The sequence below is a fragment of the Flavobacterium sp. EDS genome (assembly GCF_020991525.1).
Classification (GTDB): Bacteria; Bacteroidota; Bacteroidia; order Flavobacteriales; family Flavobacteriaceae; genus Flavobacterium.
The window spans coordinates 1-17,418 of record NZ_JAJMOZ010000003.1 but is presented as its reverse complement, the minus strand read 5'-3'; the positions used below and the strand labels follow the sequence as shown (position 1 = coordinate 17,418).

The window sequence follows — 17,418 nt, the reverse complement described above, 5'->3', positions numbered from 1 at the left end:
AACTGTAAAATTTTAACAAAGATAAGTTATATCCATAAAAAAACCATCAACTTTGGGTTGATGGTTTTAAATAATTATATCTTTTTTGCTGGTTTAAGCTATACTTTCTATTCCAACTACTTCATTTGTGTCTGCCTTGTAATCTACTCCTTCAAATTCGAATCCGAATAAATTTAAGAAATCGTTTCTATAACCAGCCAAATCACCAATTGCTGGCAATGTTTCTGTAGTTGCTTCCAACCATAATTTAGCTACTTTTTCTTGAACATCCTCACGCATTTCCCAATCATCTATACGGATTCTTCCTTTTTCATCTGTAGGAATTGGTTTCCCTGTATATAATCTATCTTGGAACAAACGTTGAATCTGTTCAATACATCCTTCATGAATGCCTTCAGCTTTCATAATTTTATACAATAATGAAATATATAACGGAATAACCGGAATAGCTGAACTCGCTTGTGTAACTAGTGCTTTATTAACTGAAACATATGCTTTTCCGCCTAGATCTTTCAAACTATCTGTAATAGCAAATGCTGTAGCTTCTAAATCGTCTTTAGCACGTCCAATTGTTCCTTTACGATAAACAGCCTCTGTTAAAGATGGCCCTATGTATGAGTAAGCAACTGTAGTAGCTCCAGGAGCCAATAAGTTTTCTTTTTTCAATGCATCCATCCACATTGACCAATCTTCACCACCCATTACCGCAATAGTATTGGCAATTTCTTCTTCTGTACATGGCTCAATAGAAACTTCTGTTACATTTCCTGTATGAAAATCAACTGTTTTATTAGTAAACGTACTTCCAATTGGTTTCAAAACTGAACGATGCAATACTCCTGTTACAGGGTGCAAACGAACTGGAGAAGCTAAACTATAAATAATTAAATCAATCTGACCTAAATCAGCTTTAATTAAATCTATTGTTTGCTGTTTAATTTCATTAGAAAAAGCATCACCATTGATACTTTTAGCATACAAACCAGCTTTATGAGCCTCACTTTCAAAAGCTGCTGAATTATACCATCCTGGAGAAGCTGTTTTTCCTTCAACTGGTGGTTTTTCAAAAAATACTCCAATTGTAGCTGCATTAGATCCAAATGCACTTGTAATTCTAGAAGCCAATCCAAAACCTGTTGAAGCTCCAATTACTAATACTTTTTTAGCTCCTTCAATCGGCCCTTTAGATTTTATGTATTCTATTTGATTTTTTACATTTTGCTCGCATCCTTTTGGGTGAGATGTCAAACAAATAAATCCTCTCATTCTTGGTTCTATAATCATAATTTTGGAACTGTTTTTTATTTTTATTTTATATAAATGATAGCAGTTAACTACCTATTTCATTTCGTAAGACGGAATAATTTAATTCACAAATATAACTCATTTTTTTAGTTGAGCAAGGCTTTAGCATGATTTAAAGCCGAATCAGAAACCACTGACCCTGACAACATTTGAGCAATTTCTACAATACGTTCTTCCTGAGATAAAAGCTTCAATTCTGACTGTGTATCATCATCAATTGTGGACTTAAATACTTTAAAATGAGAATCTCCTTTAGCCGCGATCTGTGGTAAATGCGTTATTGCAAAAATTTGCATCTGCTTACTCATCTCTTTCATAATCTCTCCCATTCTAATAGCAATTTCTCCTGAAACTCCCGTATCAATTTCATCAAATATTAAAGTCGGTAGTTTTGAATATTGTGCTAAAATTGCTTTTACAGCAAGCATAATACGTGACATTTCACCTCCAGAAGCAACTTTTTTAAGTATTCCAAAATCTGTTCCTTTGTTTGCAGAGAATAAAAACTGAAGTTCATCTTTTCCATTCTGAAAATAAGTTTCTCCATAATTAATATCAATTTTAAAACGAACATTTGGCATTCCTAATGTTTCTAATATTGCAATTAGCTTATCTGACAATAATGGAACTGCAGTTATTCTATTTTCATGAATTTTATTAGCAAAAACATCTAATTCTGCTGTTTTTTGATCAATAGAAGTAGTCAGTTTTGCTATTTCTTCTTCAATATTCCCTAATTCAAGAACTGAATTTTCAAGTTTAGTCTGAATCTCAATTAAATCATCAACTGTAGCAACTTGATGCTTTTTTTGTAAATTATAAATAACCTGCAATTTCTGACTAATGAAATCTAGCCTTGCTGGATCATTTAATAATTTTTCTGATGCCTTTTGCAACTCATTCGATACATCATCAAATTCAATCGCCAAACTTGTCAATCGTTCAAACAATGTTTGATATCCTGGTGAGAAAGTAACAATTTTATGCAAAGATGCTTTAATCTCATTTAGATTTTGAATCACTCCAAATTGTTCTTCATTAGCTATAGCTAATGACCTATCTATCGATTCCTTGATAATCTCGACATTGTTAAGTTTTTCAAATTCTTCTTCTAATTCTTCTTGTTCCCCAGATTTTAATTGTGCTACAACCAATTCATTCAAAAGAAACGTATTATATTCCTGTTCTTTAGCTGATTCGTTTTGTTTTTTAAGAAGTGAATTCAGTTTTGTTTTATCCGATTTATACTTCTTTAAAACATTCTGATATTCACAAATAACACCAAGATTGTCTGCAATCGCATCAATAATTTGAAACTGAACGCTTTCTTCCGACAACTCCTGAGTTTGTTGTTGCGAGTGAATATCTATTAAATACAAACTCAACTCTTGCAACTCCTGAAGATTTACTGGACTATCATTTATAAAAGCACGCGATTTACCTGACGGCAAAATTTCTCGTCTTATTATAGTATCATCTTCATAATCTAGGTCATTAGCCTCAAAAAAAGTCTGAAGATTGTATTTCGAAATCTTAAAATGCGCTTCAATAATACATTTTTCTTCTTTATTTTTCAATGAAGTCAAATCAGCTCTTTTACCTAAAACTAAGCCTAATGCACCCAATATTATAGACTTTCCTGCTCCTGTTTCACCAGTAATTATAGAAAATCCTTTTGAAAAATCAATAGTTAATTTTTCAATTAGTGCATAATTTTTTATTGACAATGAAGTAATCATATCTCTTTTTTGTAATATTAAGTTTTGGAAATAAGCAATCTATACTTGAATGCTTAATATTTAATCTGTCCCCATTTAGTAGAGTTCATAGGCGAAACTCTGTTTAAATTCTCCACTAAATCTGTTATAGAAACACTAGGTCCTCCTGAAAATATAGATACAATCTCATCTGATTTAGCATCAAAAAATACTCTTGTTAAAAAAGCATTTGGCTTTATTGCATTTAATTTCCCTAAAAGCATTAACGAAGCTTTAATTTTTTCTTTAGCCGCTTTTAAATCTTGATTCATCACATCTAAACCTACATGATATCCATAAACACATTGTCTTAAATCACTGTATGTTGGCGCAAGCATATCATTAATCAAGAAATAACGATTTTGTACTCCATCTGCTTGACTCCATCCTTTAAAACCACCTTGTTGAGCAACATTTGCTATATTTTGAGCTGTTTCAAAAAATGGGGTCCCTAAGGCTGGCATAAAAGTATCTGCATCCATTCCTAAGATCATATAACTATAAAATGTCATTATAGATACTAGATTCGACTCAAAAACATTTGGATTGTACAATAAATTTTCAAATTCGGTATATCTAAAACTCAAATCTTTATCGTTAAAATTAAAAACTGGAGATGAGTAAGTCGAATTATAAATTAATCGCGAAGACTGTATTTGTATGGTACCTGAAAACTGATCTGAAGTATTAGACGTAATAGTTAAATACATCGAACAGTTAATTTTTTCATTTTGTTTTAGTGAACTCCCTGTCCAATCAGTATTATTAACAAATTCACTCAACGCTGTCTGTAACGTTTTAAAAACTTGTTGATTTGCATTTGGAAGCATTTGTGAATTTACTGTTACAGTACAATTTAACTGTTGTGCCTGTATAAGACCAAAAGATAAAAATAACAAAAAGGTAAGTATTTTATTCATGAAAATGCTTTATCACTTTATTTAAAATATCAGTTGCAACTGCTTCTTTAGACTTTAATTCCATTGGTTCAATAGTAAAAAGCTTATCAATAAAGGTTACTTTATTAGTCTGCCCACCAAAACCAGCTCCTTTATCCTGTAAAGAATTTAGAACTATCAAATCTAAGTTTTTTTTCTGAATTTTCAGCTTTGCATTATCAATTTCATTTTCAGTCTCTAAAGCAAAACCAATTAAAAACTGTTTTTTCTTTATTTCACCCAACGAAAACAAGATGTCTTTTGTTTTCTCTAGCTCAATCGTGAAATTTTCTGGAGCTTTTTTTATTTTTTGAGACGCTACCGTTTTAGGCCTGTAATCTGCAACCGCGGCTGCCGCAATTGCCACATCAACATCTGAATAATACATATGACATGCATCATACATTTCTTGTGCCGATGTTACCGAAACTACTTTTACAGATGCGTTTGTTACTTTACAATTTGTAGGTCCAGCAACAAGTATTACCGAAGCTCCTAAGTTTGCAGCCTCTGAGGCAATATCAAATCCCATTTTACCAGAAGAATGATTCCCTATAAAACGAACAGGATCTATTGCTTCATAAGTAGGACCAGCTGTAATTAAAAACTTTTTACCCTTAAGTGGTAATTTACTTTCTAAATCAGCTTCTAAAAACGCAACGATATTTTCTGGTTCTGCCATACGACCTTCACCTGTCAACCCACTGGCTAACTCCCCGCTCTCAGCAGGAATAATAGTATTACCAAACTGCTTTAACAACGAAAAACTCGATAAAGTAGAAGGATGTATATACATATCCAAGTCCATTGCTGGTGCAAAGTAAACTGGACACTTAGCCGATAAATAAGTCGCAATCAATAGATTATCACAAGTACCATTTACCATTTTGGACATTGTATTTGCGGTAGCTGGAGCAATTACCATCAAATCGGCCCAAAGACCTAATTCGACATGATTGTTCCATTTTTCATTCTCATCTTCTTGATTAAAAAAAGTTGAATGTACAGGATTTTTTGACAAGGTCGATAACGTAAGTGGCGTTACAAAATCCTTAGAAGCAGGTGTCATGATTACTTGAATCTCGGCACCTGCTTTTATAAAGAGTCGTACTAATGATGCTGTTTTATAGGCTGCAATTCCACCAGAGACTCCTAGTAAAATTTTCTTACCGTTTAAAACTGACATGGTACTATATTATTTATTTGAATTTCTGTGGTATGTTTTACCGTCTAACCATTCTTGAACTGCTAAAGCGTGTGGCTTAGGCAATTTTTCGTAAAACTTAGAAACCTCAATTTGTTCTTTGTTTTCAAAAACCTCTTCAAGACTATCATTATACGTAGCAAATTCTTCTAACTTTTCAGTCAATTCCTTTTTAATTTCAGAATTAATTTGATTAGCTCTTTTTGCCATAATAGTTATCGCTTCATACACATTACCTGTAGGCTCTTCAATAGTAGTTTTATTGTAGGTAATTGTATTTACTGGAGCATTCGTCTTTTTTAAATCCATGACTTTATTTTATTTAGTAAAATTTTGTAACTCTTTCTCAACTCTCTCATTCATCTCGTCAGCTTTCACCTTGTAATGAGTATCACTTTTGTATTTCATTAAATTCATATAAGCAGTTTTAGCTACTTTTAAACGGTCTTCCATTTTTGCAGAAACACTATTTACTGCCAACTGATATGCAGAATCGAATTTATAATACAATGCATCTTCTTTGAATTCTGTTCCTGGATAATCTCCAATAAAGTTATCAAATGCTACTATTGCCGATTTAAAATCTGAAATAGTATTATATCCTTTTGCATTTTCATATGCTTTTTTCTCCAATTTATTAGTTAGCACCTTAAGACTTGCATTTGCCTCTGCTAAATATTCTGAATTTGGATAATTATCTATAAAAGCTTGTAATTTATCTATTGCTTTATTAGTATCTGTTTGATCTAAACTATAAACAGGCGACAACATCGAATAACTTTTTGCCCCCAAAAAAGCTGCCTCTTCTACTTTTTCACTTCTTGGATAACCAGAAGCAAAACTTTCAAATTGGTAGCCCGCCAAATAATACTGTTTTGTTTTATAATATGATTGTGAAAACATATAAAACAATTTCTCTGCCTGAGGTTTTCCTCTGTATGATGTTGCTAGTTGCTCAAACAAACGAATTGCTTTAGCATACTTTCCAGCTTCATACATTTTTGTTGCCACTTCGAATTTTGCTGCTACATCTTCATTTTTTAGTGCTTTTTGATAATCACTACATGAACAAAAAAGAACAACGACAAACAATACAGATATTATTTTTTTCATTTTTTTACTTTTATTATGATTCCCAGGATGCTTATGTCCAAGTAAAACCACACCGAAGTTTCGGTGGCAAATTTAGTTATTAATTTAGCTTCTACAAAATATTTTTTAGTATAATAAAATACCTTCCTTTTTATTTTTATTTAATGCTTTTTTTAACAAAATCATCAATACGATTTGCAAGCGACTCATCGGCTGGTACAAGCGGTAATCTTACTACATTCTCAGCAATACCAAGCGATTTGAATACCTGTTTTATTCCAGCTGGATTACCTTGTTCAAAAATCATATCAATACAATCTGATAAAAAGTATTGTGTTTTGAATGCTTCATTTACTTTTCTATTCAATCCCAAACGAATCATTTCAGAAAATTCTTTAGGAAAACCTTGCCCAATAACTGATATTACGCCTGAACCTCCAGCCAAAATTATAGGCAATGCAATCATATCATCTCCTGATATAACGAGAAAATCAGTTGGTTTATTTTTAAGCAACTGCATTGCTTGAACCAAATCACCTGCTGCTTCTTTTATAGCAACTACATTTGAAAAATCATTTGCCAAACGTATTACTGTTGCTGGTAACATATTACTTGATGTTCTTCCTGGAACATTATATAGAATTACTGGTATCGGAGAGGCTTCTGCAACGGCTTTAAAATGTTGATAAATTCCCTCTTGTGTAGGTCTATTATAATAAGGTGACACTGACAATATAGCCTCAAATGCTGATAAATCTCTTGTTTTTAATTCTTGCACAACTTGCATTGTGTTATTTCCTCCAACTCCCAACACTAAAGGTAATCTTCCTTTATTTGTAGTAACAACTGTCGAAATAACAAGCTCCTTTTCAGCTTCAGTTAATGTTGCATTCTCGGCAGTCGTTCCCATAACTACAAGATATTCAACTCCTCCATCTACAGAAAAATTAACTATTCTTTGCAACGCTTCTATATCAATTGAAAAATCTTCTTTAAAAGGAGTTACTAGTGCAACGCCTGTACCTATTAATGATTGCATATCAGATTATATTTGGTTTAATGTTTTTTAAATATTTAAATAATTCATTCACGAAAACTTTATGTTCCCGAAGATTGGTATTAATCATCACTCGATTTAACCTTTTATCAATTGATGCAAAACCAACTTTAAACTTGGCTTTAGAATTTTGTGTGATGAGCATCAACATTGCTTTTTCGATATCATAATAACTTATTAGTAAATCGAATTCTTCTTTTATAAAGTCTTTCAATAAATCCTCAGTAATTTCTCCATTCCAATTAAGATGTTTTATCCCAAAAGTTGGACAAGTATACGCTTCTTTTTTATCGATTTTATCTTTATAAACAACAATCTTAATGTTCTTTTCAACAATTCCTTTTGACACCAAATCAGCTAGCAAAGCTTTTTTTTCTAAAAAATTACTCTCATCTATAAGCAAACCAACTGTTTGTATATCGGTAGTAAATACACCGTTTTTTACATTATCAAGATTTTTATTTAATGATTTTTTTACAAAAAAAACCTTTATATAATTTAAAAACATAGTACTTTTACTTGATTACAAAATTAATTATTTAAGTCGCATTTAAGATGGTAAAACTAAAAAAGTATAACGGATTTTTAAAACTTTTTGTTATATTCTTAACATTTTTTATAGGAGTTTCTTGTAGCAAACAAACTTACCAAGTTTCTAAAATTGAAGGTAAGCTAATTCCTATTACAAGTACTGAAAATCAAACTCCTGAAATAGAGAATTTCATTAAACCTTACAGGGAGCACATTAACAAAAACCTGGATAGTGTTCTTTCTTATTGTCCTGAAACATTGGACAAAAGCTCTGGGAAATTACAAACAACTATTGGTAGCTTAATGGCTGACGCTTGTTTACAAAGAGGTAATTTAATTTTTAAAACCAGAGAGAAAAAAGATATTGACATTTGTTTCCTAAATCATGGTGGTATACGAGCAATACTTCCTAAAGGGGATGTCACTTCTAGAACTGCTTTTGAAATTATGCCTTTTGAAAATAGCCTTGTTGTTATGGCTTTAAAAGGAGAACAAATTTTAGAATTAGCTAATTATTTTATTGCTGAGAAAAAGCCACATCCTATTTCTGGAATGACTTTTACAATTACTAAAAATAACACTCCAGCAAACATTTTGATTCAGGGAAAACCAATCGAAAAAGATAAAATCTATTATGTTGCTACAAATGATTATTTAGCAAATGGTGGAGATAGTATGAACTTCTTTAAAAAAGGTGTTCAGAAATATGATTTAAATTATAAATTACGAGACATCCTTATTGATTATTTTAAATCTGTTAATCCAATTCCGGTACCTAGAGATATCCGAGTTACACAAGAATAAAATTACAATTAAAAATATTTAAGAACTTCGAGTTCAAGCGTTATACCGCAAAATAAATTAAAATGAAAAGAAGAGATTTTATTGAAAAAACCGCTGCCAGCACAGCATTATTGAGTTTGGGTTTATCTATGAGTAGCTTTACTTCTCCTGATGTTAAGCATATAACTATATTACACACCAATGATGTACATAGCCATATTGACCCTTTTCCTGCCGATGATCCTCGCAATGCTAATATGGGTGGAGTATCAAGACGTGCCGCTTTAATTGATTCAATCCGTAAAGAAAATCCAAATGTTCTTTTATTGGACGCTGGTGATATTTTTCAAGGAACTCCTTACTTTAACTATTATGGTGGAGAATTAGAGTTTAAACTGATGAGCATGATGAAATATGACGCTTCTACAATTGGTAATCATGATTTTGATAACGGTGTAGATGGTTTATATGCACAAATGCCTCATGCCAAATTTGAATTTATCTCTTCTAACTACGATTTTAAAAACACTGCAATGGACGGTCTTGTAAAACCGTACAAAATTTTCAACAAAGACGGTATTAAAATAGGTGTTTTTGGTCTTGGAATACAACTTGAAGGTTTAGTAGATAAACTTATGTATAAAGAAACTGTTTATAATGACCCTGTCGAAACTGCACACGACATGGTTAGAATCCTTAAAAAAGAACAGAAATGTGATTTAGTAATTTGCTTATCGCATTTGGGATACAAATACCGTGATGACGCTACTAGAATGTGTGATTTAAAATTGGCGGAGCAAACTCAAGATATTGATTTAATTATTGGTGGACACACACATACTTTTCTTGATAAACCAACTATTGTAAAAAATAAATCCGGTGAGGATGTTTTAGTTAATCAAGTTGGATGTTATGGAATTAACGTAGGTAGAATCGACTTTTACCTAGATAAGAATAAAACAAAATCATCACAAGGAAAATCAATTACAGTCTAAATTCTAACTCGAATGTTTTCTATTCTTTTTTGAATAAAATATCTTACCATAAAATAATAAGCTAACATTTGAGTTACATCTCTTATTAGTACTAACACTATTGAATGATCAAAAGATTGATTAAAAATAAAAAAAATATCAGAGAAGATAAAGCAGGCTGTCATTAACGTTAGTAAAAGAGTTAAAAAAGTCCCTTTAGATATATAACTAATAAATGAAATACATCCCAACATACTCAATACAACACCATATAGAGTATAAATAAAATGATTCTCATTTACTTTCTCATATTGTAAGCCTAAAACTGAAACTAATAAATATAAAATAAAAATAACGACTATTGCTACTGGCAATATGTCGTTTTTTCTTAGTTTTATTTTTCTATAATCATCAAAAATAAGCTTCAAAAACAACAAATAGACTAATAAGAAACAAAAAAGAGAACCTAACTCTGTTGCATCAACCTCCATTAAATTAAATACTTCTCCTGTAAAACATAAAGCAAAAATAAGTCCCTGAATTATATTTATCTTAAAATTAGTCGTTATAAGATAATATATAAATATCGAAGGTACCACAATTGCCTTTGCGTACATACTTATAAAATCTTCTTTTAAGAAATCAAAGATAATCGCAAATGTTAATGCAAGAAAGTAAAGAATTAATGACGGTGTATTAGTTTTCATTTAATTTTGTTATAAAATCATCTTCTGAAATTATAGGTATATTTAACTTATTTGCTTTCTCTAATTTAGCAGGCCCCATGTTTTCACCAGCAACAACAAAATCAGTTTTAGCAGAAATTGAACTACCTACTTTACCTCCATTATCCTCAATCGTTTTTTTGATATCGTCTCTTGAGAATTTAGAGAACACTCCTGAAACGACAAAAGTCTTTCCTTCAAATTTAGTCGTTGCATTAGGATTTACTTTTTCTAGTATTTCAAATTGAACTCCATAACCTTTTAAGCGTTCAATAATTATTTTATTCTCGTCATTCTCAAAAAATTCTATAACGCTTTTTGCAATACGTTCGCCTATTTCGTCTACTAGAACTAAATCCATTAAAGTAGCCTGACTCAATGCATCAATATTTTTGTAATGTTTCGCTAATTTTTTAGCTACAGTTTCACCCACAAATCGAATTCCAAGAGCAAACAAAACGCTCTCAAAAGGGATTTTTTTAGAATTCTCAACTCCTTTTACTAGATTTTCTGCCGACTTTTGCGCCATTCTTTCCAATGGCAAAATTTGCTCTACTGTTAACTCATATAAATCTGCATAATTATGAACCAGTCCATTATTAAAAAGCAAAGCAACCGTTTCTCCTCCAAGCCCTTCAATATCCATTGCTTTTCTTGAAATATAATGCTGGATTCTACCTATAATCTGTGGTGGGCATCCATAAAAATTAGGACAGTAATGATTTGCTTCTCCTTCTGATCTTACTAATTCAGTATTACATTCTGGGCAATGCGTAATGTATTTTGTAGGTTCTGCATCTGTTTGTCTTTGAGTTAAATCGACTGCAATTATTTTAGGAATAATCTCTCCTCCCTTTTCTACAAAAACAGTATCATTTATTCTAATATCTAATTTTTCTATTTGATCTGCATTATGCAAAGATGCTCTTTTTACAATAGTTCCTGCCAATTGTACGGGCTCTAAGTTTGCTACTGGTGTAATTGCTCCAGTCCTTCCCACTTGGTAAGAAATTGAATTTAATTTGGTAGAAACCCTCTCTGATTTAAATTTATATGCAATTGCCCAACGTGGTGATTTTGCTGTATAACCTAATTCTTCTTGATGTTGAATACTATTTACTTTTACAACTACCCCATCTGTTTCATAAGGTAGCTCATGACGATGGATGTCCCAATAATCTATAAAATCAAATACTTCTTGTAAATTGTTTGCCAATTTTGCTTCAACTGGTACTTTAAACCCCCATTTTCTTGCCAATTCTAAACCATCAAATTGGGTTTTGAATGGCAAATTATTTCCTGTTACAAAATAGAGTAAACACTCTAATGGTCTTTTAGCTACCTCCGCGCTATCTTGCAATTTTAAACTTCCCGAGGCTGTATTTCTTGGATTCGAATAAGGAGTTTCTCCTATTTCTATTAAATCCTGATTCATTTTTTCGAATCCTGCAAAAGGCAAAATTATTTCTCCTCGAATTGCAAAAACGGGCGGATAATTTCCTTTTAATTGTAAAGGAATCGATTTTATTGTTTTGATATTATTTGTTACGTCATCCCCTTGAAATCCATCTCCTCGGGTAACTGCTCGTTTCAACTTTCCATCTTCGTATGTAATACTTATCGAAGCTCCATCATATTTTAATTCGCAGGTATATTGCAAATCAACATTACCTAAAACTTTTTGAATTCTGGTTTCCCAATCGATCAAATCTTCTTTTGAATATGAATTATCTAAGGAATACATACGATATTCATGAGCAACCGTCTGAAAATTTTTTGTAATCATGCCTCCTACACGCTGTGTTGGTGAATTTTCATCAAAAAACTCTGGATGCTGTTCCTCTAATTCCTGAAGTTGCTTTAATTTTATATCAAAATCATAATCTGATATTGTAGCATTATCAAGCACATAATAATTATAATTATGCGCATTTAATTCGTCCCTTAAAGCTTGTATAGAATCCTGAATATTCATATTTTTTTGTAATTCGATTATCTTTTATTATCCTAAAAAATTTTGTCTAAAATAAGTAATCAAAAGTATAATTAAAAACAAAAAAACCACTCTTTTTAAAAGTGGTTTTCGCAAAATATTTTAAGTTTTATTTCTCTGTTACAATAAAATCTGAACGTCTATTGGCAAAATGCTCTTCTTCAGTACACTTAACTCCATTACTACATTTATTCACTAATCTTGTTTCTCCATAGCCTATAGCACTTACGATTCTTGAAGCTTCAATACCTTTTGAAAGGATATAATCTTGTGTCGACTTGGCTCTCTCATCTGATAGCTTCAAATTATATGCATCTTTACCTCTGGAATCAGTATGTGATTCAATTTTAATTTTAATCTTAGGGAATTTTTGCATCACAAATACAACTTTATCCAGTTCTGTTGCTGCTTGTGGATTAATATTGAACTTATCGTAGTCAAAGAAAATAGGATTGATATCAATTTTTTCTACACCTTCTTTTTTAACTACTAAATCATCATAATTACTAAGATAAAAATTAACGTCTTTTAATTCCGCATTATTTTCTTTTGTTGTTTCAACATATTTTTCATCTCCACTATAATTTGGTTTATTAGCTGTTATTTTTATCCTCTTACTGCATGGAACTTCTAATTTATAATTCCCATCTGCATCTGTTTTAGTTTCGGTTATGACTGCATCATATACATCATATGCCATAATAAATGTATCACTTATCCCAGTTTTAGTTTTTATATTTATTGCTTTTCCTGAAATGAGTTGATTACAAATAGGTTTTCCTTTAGTAAAATAATAAATATCATCATCTCCTTTTCCTTGTGCACGATTTGATGATATATAACCATAATTATCTTTTGAATCTATGATAAACGAGAAATCATCTTTATTGCTATTTATTGGAGCTCCTAAATTTCTAGGAACTGAAAAATTCAATCCTTCAAAAAGTTTACTTTCATATATATCTAAATCACCTAATCCATAATGTCCGTCTGAAGAAAAATAAAGTATTCCATTTCTATAAAAAGGAAAAACATCATTACCTATTGTATTTATTGTTGGTCCTAAATTTTGCGGTGAACTCATCGTACCATCATCAGCAATTCGTACTACGTACAAATCAGTCTCTCCGTAACCTCCTGGCATATCTGAAGCGAAAAACAGCATTTTTCCATCATCACTTAAACATGGATGCCCAACTGAATACTTATCACTATCAAAGAATACTTTTTCAGTTTTGACTAATTTGTTATCTTCTATAATTCCTTTTATAATTTGAAAATTATTTATTCTGGATTCATCTATTACCAATTTATTTTTATTTAGAATATTGGTTGTATAATACATTGTTTTCCAATCGGAACTAAATGTTACTGTGGCCTCATGATATTTGGTCATTATATTAGGTATAAAGATTGTTTCATTGAACAAATTACCATCAACTGCGTTCCTTTCGGCAACATATAAGCTCAAGAATGGCTGTTTGTTCCAATTATATAACTTTTTATCAAAATTAGTAGTATCTCTTGCTGATGTAAATACTACTTTATCATTATAAAAAGTAGCTCCAAAATCAGACTTATTCGTATTGATATTACTATTTGATATCGTATAAAGTGATTTAACTTTTGATAAACTATCTAATAATTTCTTTTGACAAACATACTTATCAATTTCCTTTTGGTCGCCTTTTTTATTTAAATATTCTTTGGTTATGTTATCAGCATTTTCATAATCCATAACTCCTTTCATTGACTGAATATACCTTAGATAATAAATATCAGGTAAATTATCTCCTTGTATATCATATAGTCTTTGATACCACTTTAAAGCATTTCGATTATCTGAAATAAAATAATAGGAGTCCGCAGCATTTTTTAGAGTTTGAACTGACGGCTTTTTAATTTTTTCTAAACACTCTTCATATGCTTTTGCTGCATCTACATAGGAATAGTTTCTAAATAAGGCATCTGCTTTTTTTAAATTTGTTTGCGCTAAAACAGATACAAAGCTGAATAGAAGACTAAGTATATAATATTTTTTCATATGTAAGGTATTTAAAAGAATCTAGGAGATTTAATTTTTCTTGGATCTTTATTAAATTGATATCGCAATATAAATTCATGCGAACCATCATTGTATTTATTCAATTTGGTTACTGTATAATCATATGAATATCCGATGTAAAAGCTTGGTGATATTTGAAATCCTGCCAATGCACTAACTGAATCATCAAAGCGGTAAGAGGCTCCTAGTACAACTTTTTCCTGAAGCATAAAATTAGCCGAAAGATCAACTGAAATTGGCGCTCCGTTTACTACTTTAGCTAAAACTGCTGGTTTGAACTTCAAGCTTCTATTTAAATCAAATACATAACCTCCCATGAAAAAATAATGCAATCTATCATAGTTTATTGATTCTTGTATGTCATTGTAATAATCACTTCTTATGAAGCTTGGAACCGATGCGCCTACATACCACCTATCTGTATAATAATATACCCCTGCTCCTATTGATGGTTTTACTACATTATTAATATTATTATTTAATAGTGCATCGTTAGCATCATAATATCGTCCTTTAGTCCAATCAATATTCATCATTCTCATTCCTGCTCTTAATCCAAATGCTAATCTTTTTTCATAACCTAAAGCCAATGAATATGAAAAATTACCATCTAAGTATAATTCATTTGATGGCCCTAACTTATCATTAACCACGCTTAAACCTAACCCTATTTTTTCATTTCTCAAGGGGGCTTGTACTGAGAGTGATTGTGTTTGTGGTGCACCATCTATTCCAACCCATTGTGATCGATGCAATAATACTGCTTCTAGATAACCTGTAGAACCAGCATAAGCTGGATTGATGACCATTGTGTTGTACATATACTGTGTATATTGCGGGTCTTGTTGTGCATTTGCAAAGAATGATGCAAACCCGCAAAATATCAAAAGATAGTTCTCTATAAATTTTACACTTAGTTTCATATTATAACTATTTAGTCAGTTAATTTAATTTGATGATTTATGGTTACAGGAGGTTATCTAATAATAGATAACCAACCTGTTTTAACTACTCCATCTGCACCAATATCCAGAACATAATAATATGTGCCCGCTGGTAATTTATCTCCTTTATTAATTGCGCCTGATACATTTGCTATCCCATCCCAATCATTATTATAATGATTTTGTTTATAAACTAACGCTCCGTATCTGTTATAAACATTTAAACTATTATTCGGATAATTTTCAATACAATCTATTTTGAAAACATCATTTGCACCATCATTGTTAGGAGTAAATTCATTATAAACTATCAAACATACAGGGCTTACAGAAGCTTCTCCATGATTATTTGTTGTATCCGAATCTATTGGATTTGAAACCACGATCGAAGCTACATTTAAATAATTTCCTGTTGGTAATACTTGAACCACTACAGTAAGCACTGCACTTTCATTGGCGTTTAATACTGGAATATTCCACGCTCCAGTTATATTGCTATATGTTCCAGTAGTAGTTTGTGCACTAACAAAATCATATCCTGTTGGCAAAATTTCACTAACTATTGTATCTATAAAGTTTCCTGATCCTACATTATTTACTGTTACAGTAAAAGTTACTTTATCATTAATATTAGGAGTTGGATTATCTACTGTCTTACTCATTGTTATATCTGAACAAGTTGCAACATCAAGCGTTAATAATTTACTATTTGTCTCATTACATAGATTAGTATAGGAAACATTTACACTTGCAGGCCCTATCGCTGGCCATGAAACTGTTACAAAATTATCGGTAGCAAGACCTCCTGCCGTAATAGTACCTCCTCCAGTAATTGTCCAATCATAATTTGACATTCCGCTTACAGTTGTATAAGTAATCTCATCAAAAACACACGGAACTGCTTTACTTGAGGCTATTGTTGGTAACTCGCTTCCTCTAAAAGTAATCGGAATGGCCAATCTTAATTTACTTTCACAACCTGTTATTAGATTTTTTAAAGAGCCATAATATGTTCCAGCTACTAGTAATGAACTTGGAGCTAATGCAATCCCTCCTGTTTCTACATTATACCAAACAACCCCAATTTCATTTACTTGTAAATCTGAAATTTTCGGCAGAGCTGTTAAACAAAAATCTTGCGTAGCTCTTGTTGTAGTTGGTATTGCACCGTCATTAATAATCACTTTAACTAATAATCTAACTGAACTTGCACAACCAGTTACTGGATCTAGGATTGCTCCGTAATAAGATCCGTTAGCTAAAACAGTCGTTGGATCTAAAGCTGTTCCTCCTGTTGCTGTTGTATACCAAACTACACCAGTCTCATTTACCTGAAGACTCGCCACTGTTGGTGCATTTACCAAACAGAAATCCTGTGTATCATCAGTTGTTGTTGGTTTAACTGGATCAGTTACTGTTACCGTTACTAGTAATCTTACTGAACTCACACAACCCGCTACTGGATCTAGGATTGCTCCGTAATAAGGTCCATTTGCTAAAGCTGTGGTTGGATCTAATGGCGTTACACTTACTAGTGAACTATACCAAACCACTCCCGTTTCATTTACCTGAAGATTAGCAACTGTTGGGTTATTTGCCAAACAGAAATCCTGCGTATCATCATTCGTTGTTGGTTTAGCTGGATCTGTTACTGTTACCGTTACTACTAATCGAACGGAACTCACACAACCCGTTACTGGATCTAGGATTGCTCCGTAGTATTCTCCATTAGCCAAAGCTGTGGTTGGATCTAATGGCGTTACACTTACTAGTGAACTATACCAAACCACTCCTGTTTCATTTACCTGAAGATTAGCAACTGTTGGGTTATTAGCCAAACAGAAATCCTGTGTATCATCAGTTGTTGTTGGTTTAGCCGGATCTGTTACTGTTACCGTTACTAGTAATCTTACTGAACTCACACAACCCGTTACTGGATCTAGGATTGCTCCGTAGTATTCTCCATTAGCCAAAGCTGTGGTTGAATCTAATGGCGTTACACTTACTAGTGAATTGTACCAAACCACTCCTGTCTCGTTTACCTGAAGAT

General features: G+C 31.8%; 15 protein-coding genes. 2 read left to right on the top strand and 13 right to left on the bottom strand.

Annotation, left to right across the window (positions count from 1 at the left end):
* Nucleotides 1-93: 93 nt before the first annotated feature.
* The 8 genes from fabV to LPB87_RS05435 form a co-directional block, all read right to left on the bottom strand.
* Nucleotides 94-1,284: an enoyl-ACP reductase FabV gene (fabV, locus tag LPB87_RS05470; protein ID WP_230605215.1), complete on the bottom strand. Its 1,191-nt coding sequence runs from the start codon at nucleotides 1,282-1,284 to the stop codon at nucleotides 94-96.
* A gap of 107 nt (nucleotides 1,285-1,391) precedes the next feature.
* Nucleotides 1,392-3,044, bottom strand: a complete 1,653-nt coding sequence (gene recN / locus LPB87_RS05465) for a DNA repair protein RecN (RefSeq protein ID WP_230605214.1) — start codon at nucleotides 3,042-3,044, stop codon at nucleotides 1,392-1,394.
* A gap of 53 nt (nucleotides 3,045-3,097) precedes the next feature.
* On the bottom strand, nucleotides 3,098-3,982 hold the full coding sequence (locus LPB87_RS05460) for a DUF4835 family protein (RefSeq protein WP_230605213.1): 885 nt from the start codon (nucleotides 3,980-3,982) through the stop codon (nucleotides 3,098-3,100).
* On the bottom strand, nucleotides 3,975-5,186 hold the full coding sequence (gene coaBC / locus LPB87_RS05455) for a bifunctional phosphopantothenoylcysteine decarboxylase/phosphopantothenate--cysteine ligase CoaBC (protein ID WP_230605212.1): 1,212 nt from the start codon (nucleotides 5,184-5,186) through the stop codon (nucleotides 3,975-3,977). The genes LPB87_RS05460 and coaBC overlap by 8 nt, the downstream gene beginning before the upstream one ends.
* Nucleotides 5,187-5,195: 9 nt before the next feature.
* Complete coding sequence (locus tag LPB87_RS05450; RefSeq protein ID WP_129537989.1) at nucleotides 5,196-5,513, bottom strand: DNA-directed RNA polymerase subunit omega; 318 nt, start codon at nucleotides 5,511-5,513, stop codon at nucleotides 5,196-5,198.
* A 9-nt stretch (nucleotides 5,514-5,522) separates the two neighbouring features.
* Nucleotides 5,523-6,317 carry an outer membrane protein assembly factor BamD gene (bamD, locus tag LPB87_RS05445; protein WP_129537988.1) on the bottom strand — a complete coding sequence of 265 codons (795 nt, stop codon included), beginning with the start codon at nucleotides 6,315-6,317 and terminating at the stop codon, nucleotides 5,523-5,525.
* Between the two features lie 136 nt (nucleotides 6,318-6,453).
* On the bottom strand, nucleotides 6,454-7,335 hold the full coding sequence (gene dapA / locus LPB87_RS05440) for a 4-hydroxy-tetrahydrodipicolinate synthase (protein WP_129537987.1): 882 nt from the start codon (nucleotides 7,333-7,335) through the stop codon (nucleotides 6,454-6,456).
* Nucleotide 7,336: 1 nt separating this feature from the next.
* Nucleotides 7,337-7,861 carry a hypothetical protein gene (locus tag LPB87_RS05435; RefSeq protein ID WP_230605211.1) on the bottom strand — a complete coding sequence of 175 codons (525 nt, stop codon included), beginning with the start codon at nucleotides 7,859-7,861 and terminating at the stop codon, nucleotides 7,337-7,339.
* Between the two features lie 47 nt (nucleotides 7,862-7,908).
* On the opposite strand from LPB87_RS05435, the gene LPB87_RS05430 reads away from it, so the two are divergent.
* Both LPB87_RS05430 and LPB87_RS05425 read left to right on the top strand, forming a co-directional pair.
* Nucleotides 7,909-8,688: a 5'-nucleotidase gene (locus tag LPB87_RS05430; RefSeq protein ID WP_129537985.1), complete on the top strand. Its 780-nt coding sequence runs from the start codon at nucleotides 7,909-7,911 to the stop codon at nucleotides 8,686-8,688.
* A 62-nt stretch (nucleotides 8,689-8,750) separates the two neighbouring features.
* A complete protein-coding gene (locus tag LPB87_RS05425) occupies nucleotides 8,751-9,662 on the top strand; it encodes a metallophosphatase (RefSeq protein ID WP_129537984.1) in 912 nt (303 codons plus the stop codon).
* On the opposite strand, the gene LPB87_RS05420 is transcribed toward LPB87_RS05425, so the two are convergent.
* The 5 genes from LPB87_RS05420 to LPB87_RS05400 all read right to left on the bottom strand — a co-directional run.
* Nucleotides 9,659-10,348, bottom strand: a complete 690-nt coding sequence (locus tag LPB87_RS05420; protein WP_129537983.1) for a lysoplasmalogenase family protein — start codon at nucleotides 10,346-10,348, stop codon at nucleotides 9,659-9,661. The genes LPB87_RS05425 and LPB87_RS05420 overlap by 4 nt on opposite strands.
* Nucleotides 10,338-12,341, bottom strand: coding sequence for an NAD-dependent DNA ligase LigA (gene ligA, locus LPB87_RS05415; RefSeq protein ID WP_230605210.1), 2,004 nt, complete (start codon nucleotides 12,339-12,341; stop codon nucleotides 10,338-10,340). The genes LPB87_RS05420 and ligA overlap by 11 nt, the downstream gene beginning before the upstream one ends.
* 127 nt (nucleotides 12,342-12,468) lie before the next feature.
* Complete coding sequence (locus LPB87_RS05410; protein ID WP_230605209.1) at nucleotides 12,469-14,403, bottom strand: OmpA family protein; 1,935 nt, start codon at nucleotides 14,401-14,403, stop codon at nucleotides 12,469-12,471.
* 11 nt (nucleotides 14,404-14,414) lie between these two features.
* Nucleotides 14,415-15,347 carry a type IX secretion system membrane protein PorP/SprF gene (locus LPB87_RS05405; protein ID WP_129537981.1) on the bottom strand — a complete coding sequence of 311 codons (933 nt, stop codon included), beginning with the start codon at nucleotides 15,345-15,347 and terminating at the stop codon, nucleotides 14,415-14,417.
* 53 nt (nucleotides 15,348-15,400) lie between these two features.
* The coding region (locus tag LPB87_RS05400; protein WP_230605208.1) for a gliding motility-associated C-terminal domain-containing protein at nucleotides 15,401-17,418 on the bottom strand (2,018 nt) is incomplete at its 5' end.

What these genes read in the sequence shown, in the direction of transcription:
- LPB87_RS05435 (WP_230605211.1), bottom strand. Translation starts at nt 7,861, where the DNA reads ATGTTTTTAAATTATATAAAGGTTTTTTTTGTAAAAAAATCATTAAAT.
- ligA (WP_230605210.1), bottom strand. Translation starts at nt 12,341, where the DNA reads ATGAATATTCAGGATTCTATACAAGCTTTAAGGGACGAATTAAATGCG.
- dapA (WP_129537987.1), bottom strand. Translation starts at nt 7,335, where the DNA reads ATGCAATCATTAATAGGTACAGGCGTTGCACTAGTAACTCCTTTTAAA.
- LPB87_RS05425 (WP_129537984.1), top strand. Translation starts at nt 8,751, where the DNA reads ATGAAAAGAAGAGATTTTATTGAAAAAACCGCTGCCAGCACAGCATTA.
- LPB87_RS05450 (WP_129537989.1), bottom strand. Translation starts at nt 5,513, where the DNA reads ATGGATTTAAAAAAGACGAATGCTCCAGTAAATACAATTACCTACAAT.
- LPB87_RS05460 (WP_230605213.1), bottom strand. Translation starts at nt 3,982, where the DNA reads ATGAATAAAATACTTACCTTTTTGTTATTTTTATCTTTTGGTCTTATA.
- recN (WP_230605214.1), bottom strand. Translation starts at nt 3,044, where the DNA reads ATGATTACTTCATTGTCAATAAAAAATTATGCACTAATTGAAAAATTA.
- coaBC (WP_230605212.1), bottom strand. Translation starts at nt 5,186, where the DNA reads ATGTCAGTTTTAAACGGTAAGAAAATTTTACTAGGAGTCTCTGGTGGA.
- fabV (WP_230605215.1), bottom strand. Translation starts at nt 1,284, where the DNA reads ATGATTATAGAACCAAGAATGAGAGGATTTATTTGTTTGACATCTCAC.
- LPB87_RS05430 (WP_129537985.1), top strand. Translation starts at nt 7,909, where the DNA reads ATGGTAAAACTAAAAAAGTATAACGGATTTTTAAAACTTTTTGTTATA.
- LPB87_RS05405 (WP_129537981.1), bottom strand. Translation starts at nt 15,347, where the DNA reads ATGAAACTAAGTGTAAAATTTATAGAGAACTATCTTTTGATATTTTGC.
- bamD (WP_129537988.1), bottom strand. Translation starts at nt 6,317, where the DNA reads ATGAAAAAAATAATATCTGTATTGTTTGTCGTTGTTCTTTTTTGTTCA.
- LPB87_RS05410 (WP_230605209.1), bottom strand. Translation starts at nt 14,403, where the DNA reads ATGAAAAAATATTATATACTTAGTCTTCTATTCAGCTTTGTATCTGTT.
- LPB87_RS05420 (WP_129537983.1), bottom strand. Translation starts at nt 10,348, where the DNA reads ATGAAAACTAATACACCGTCATTAATTCTTTACTTTCTTGCATTAACA.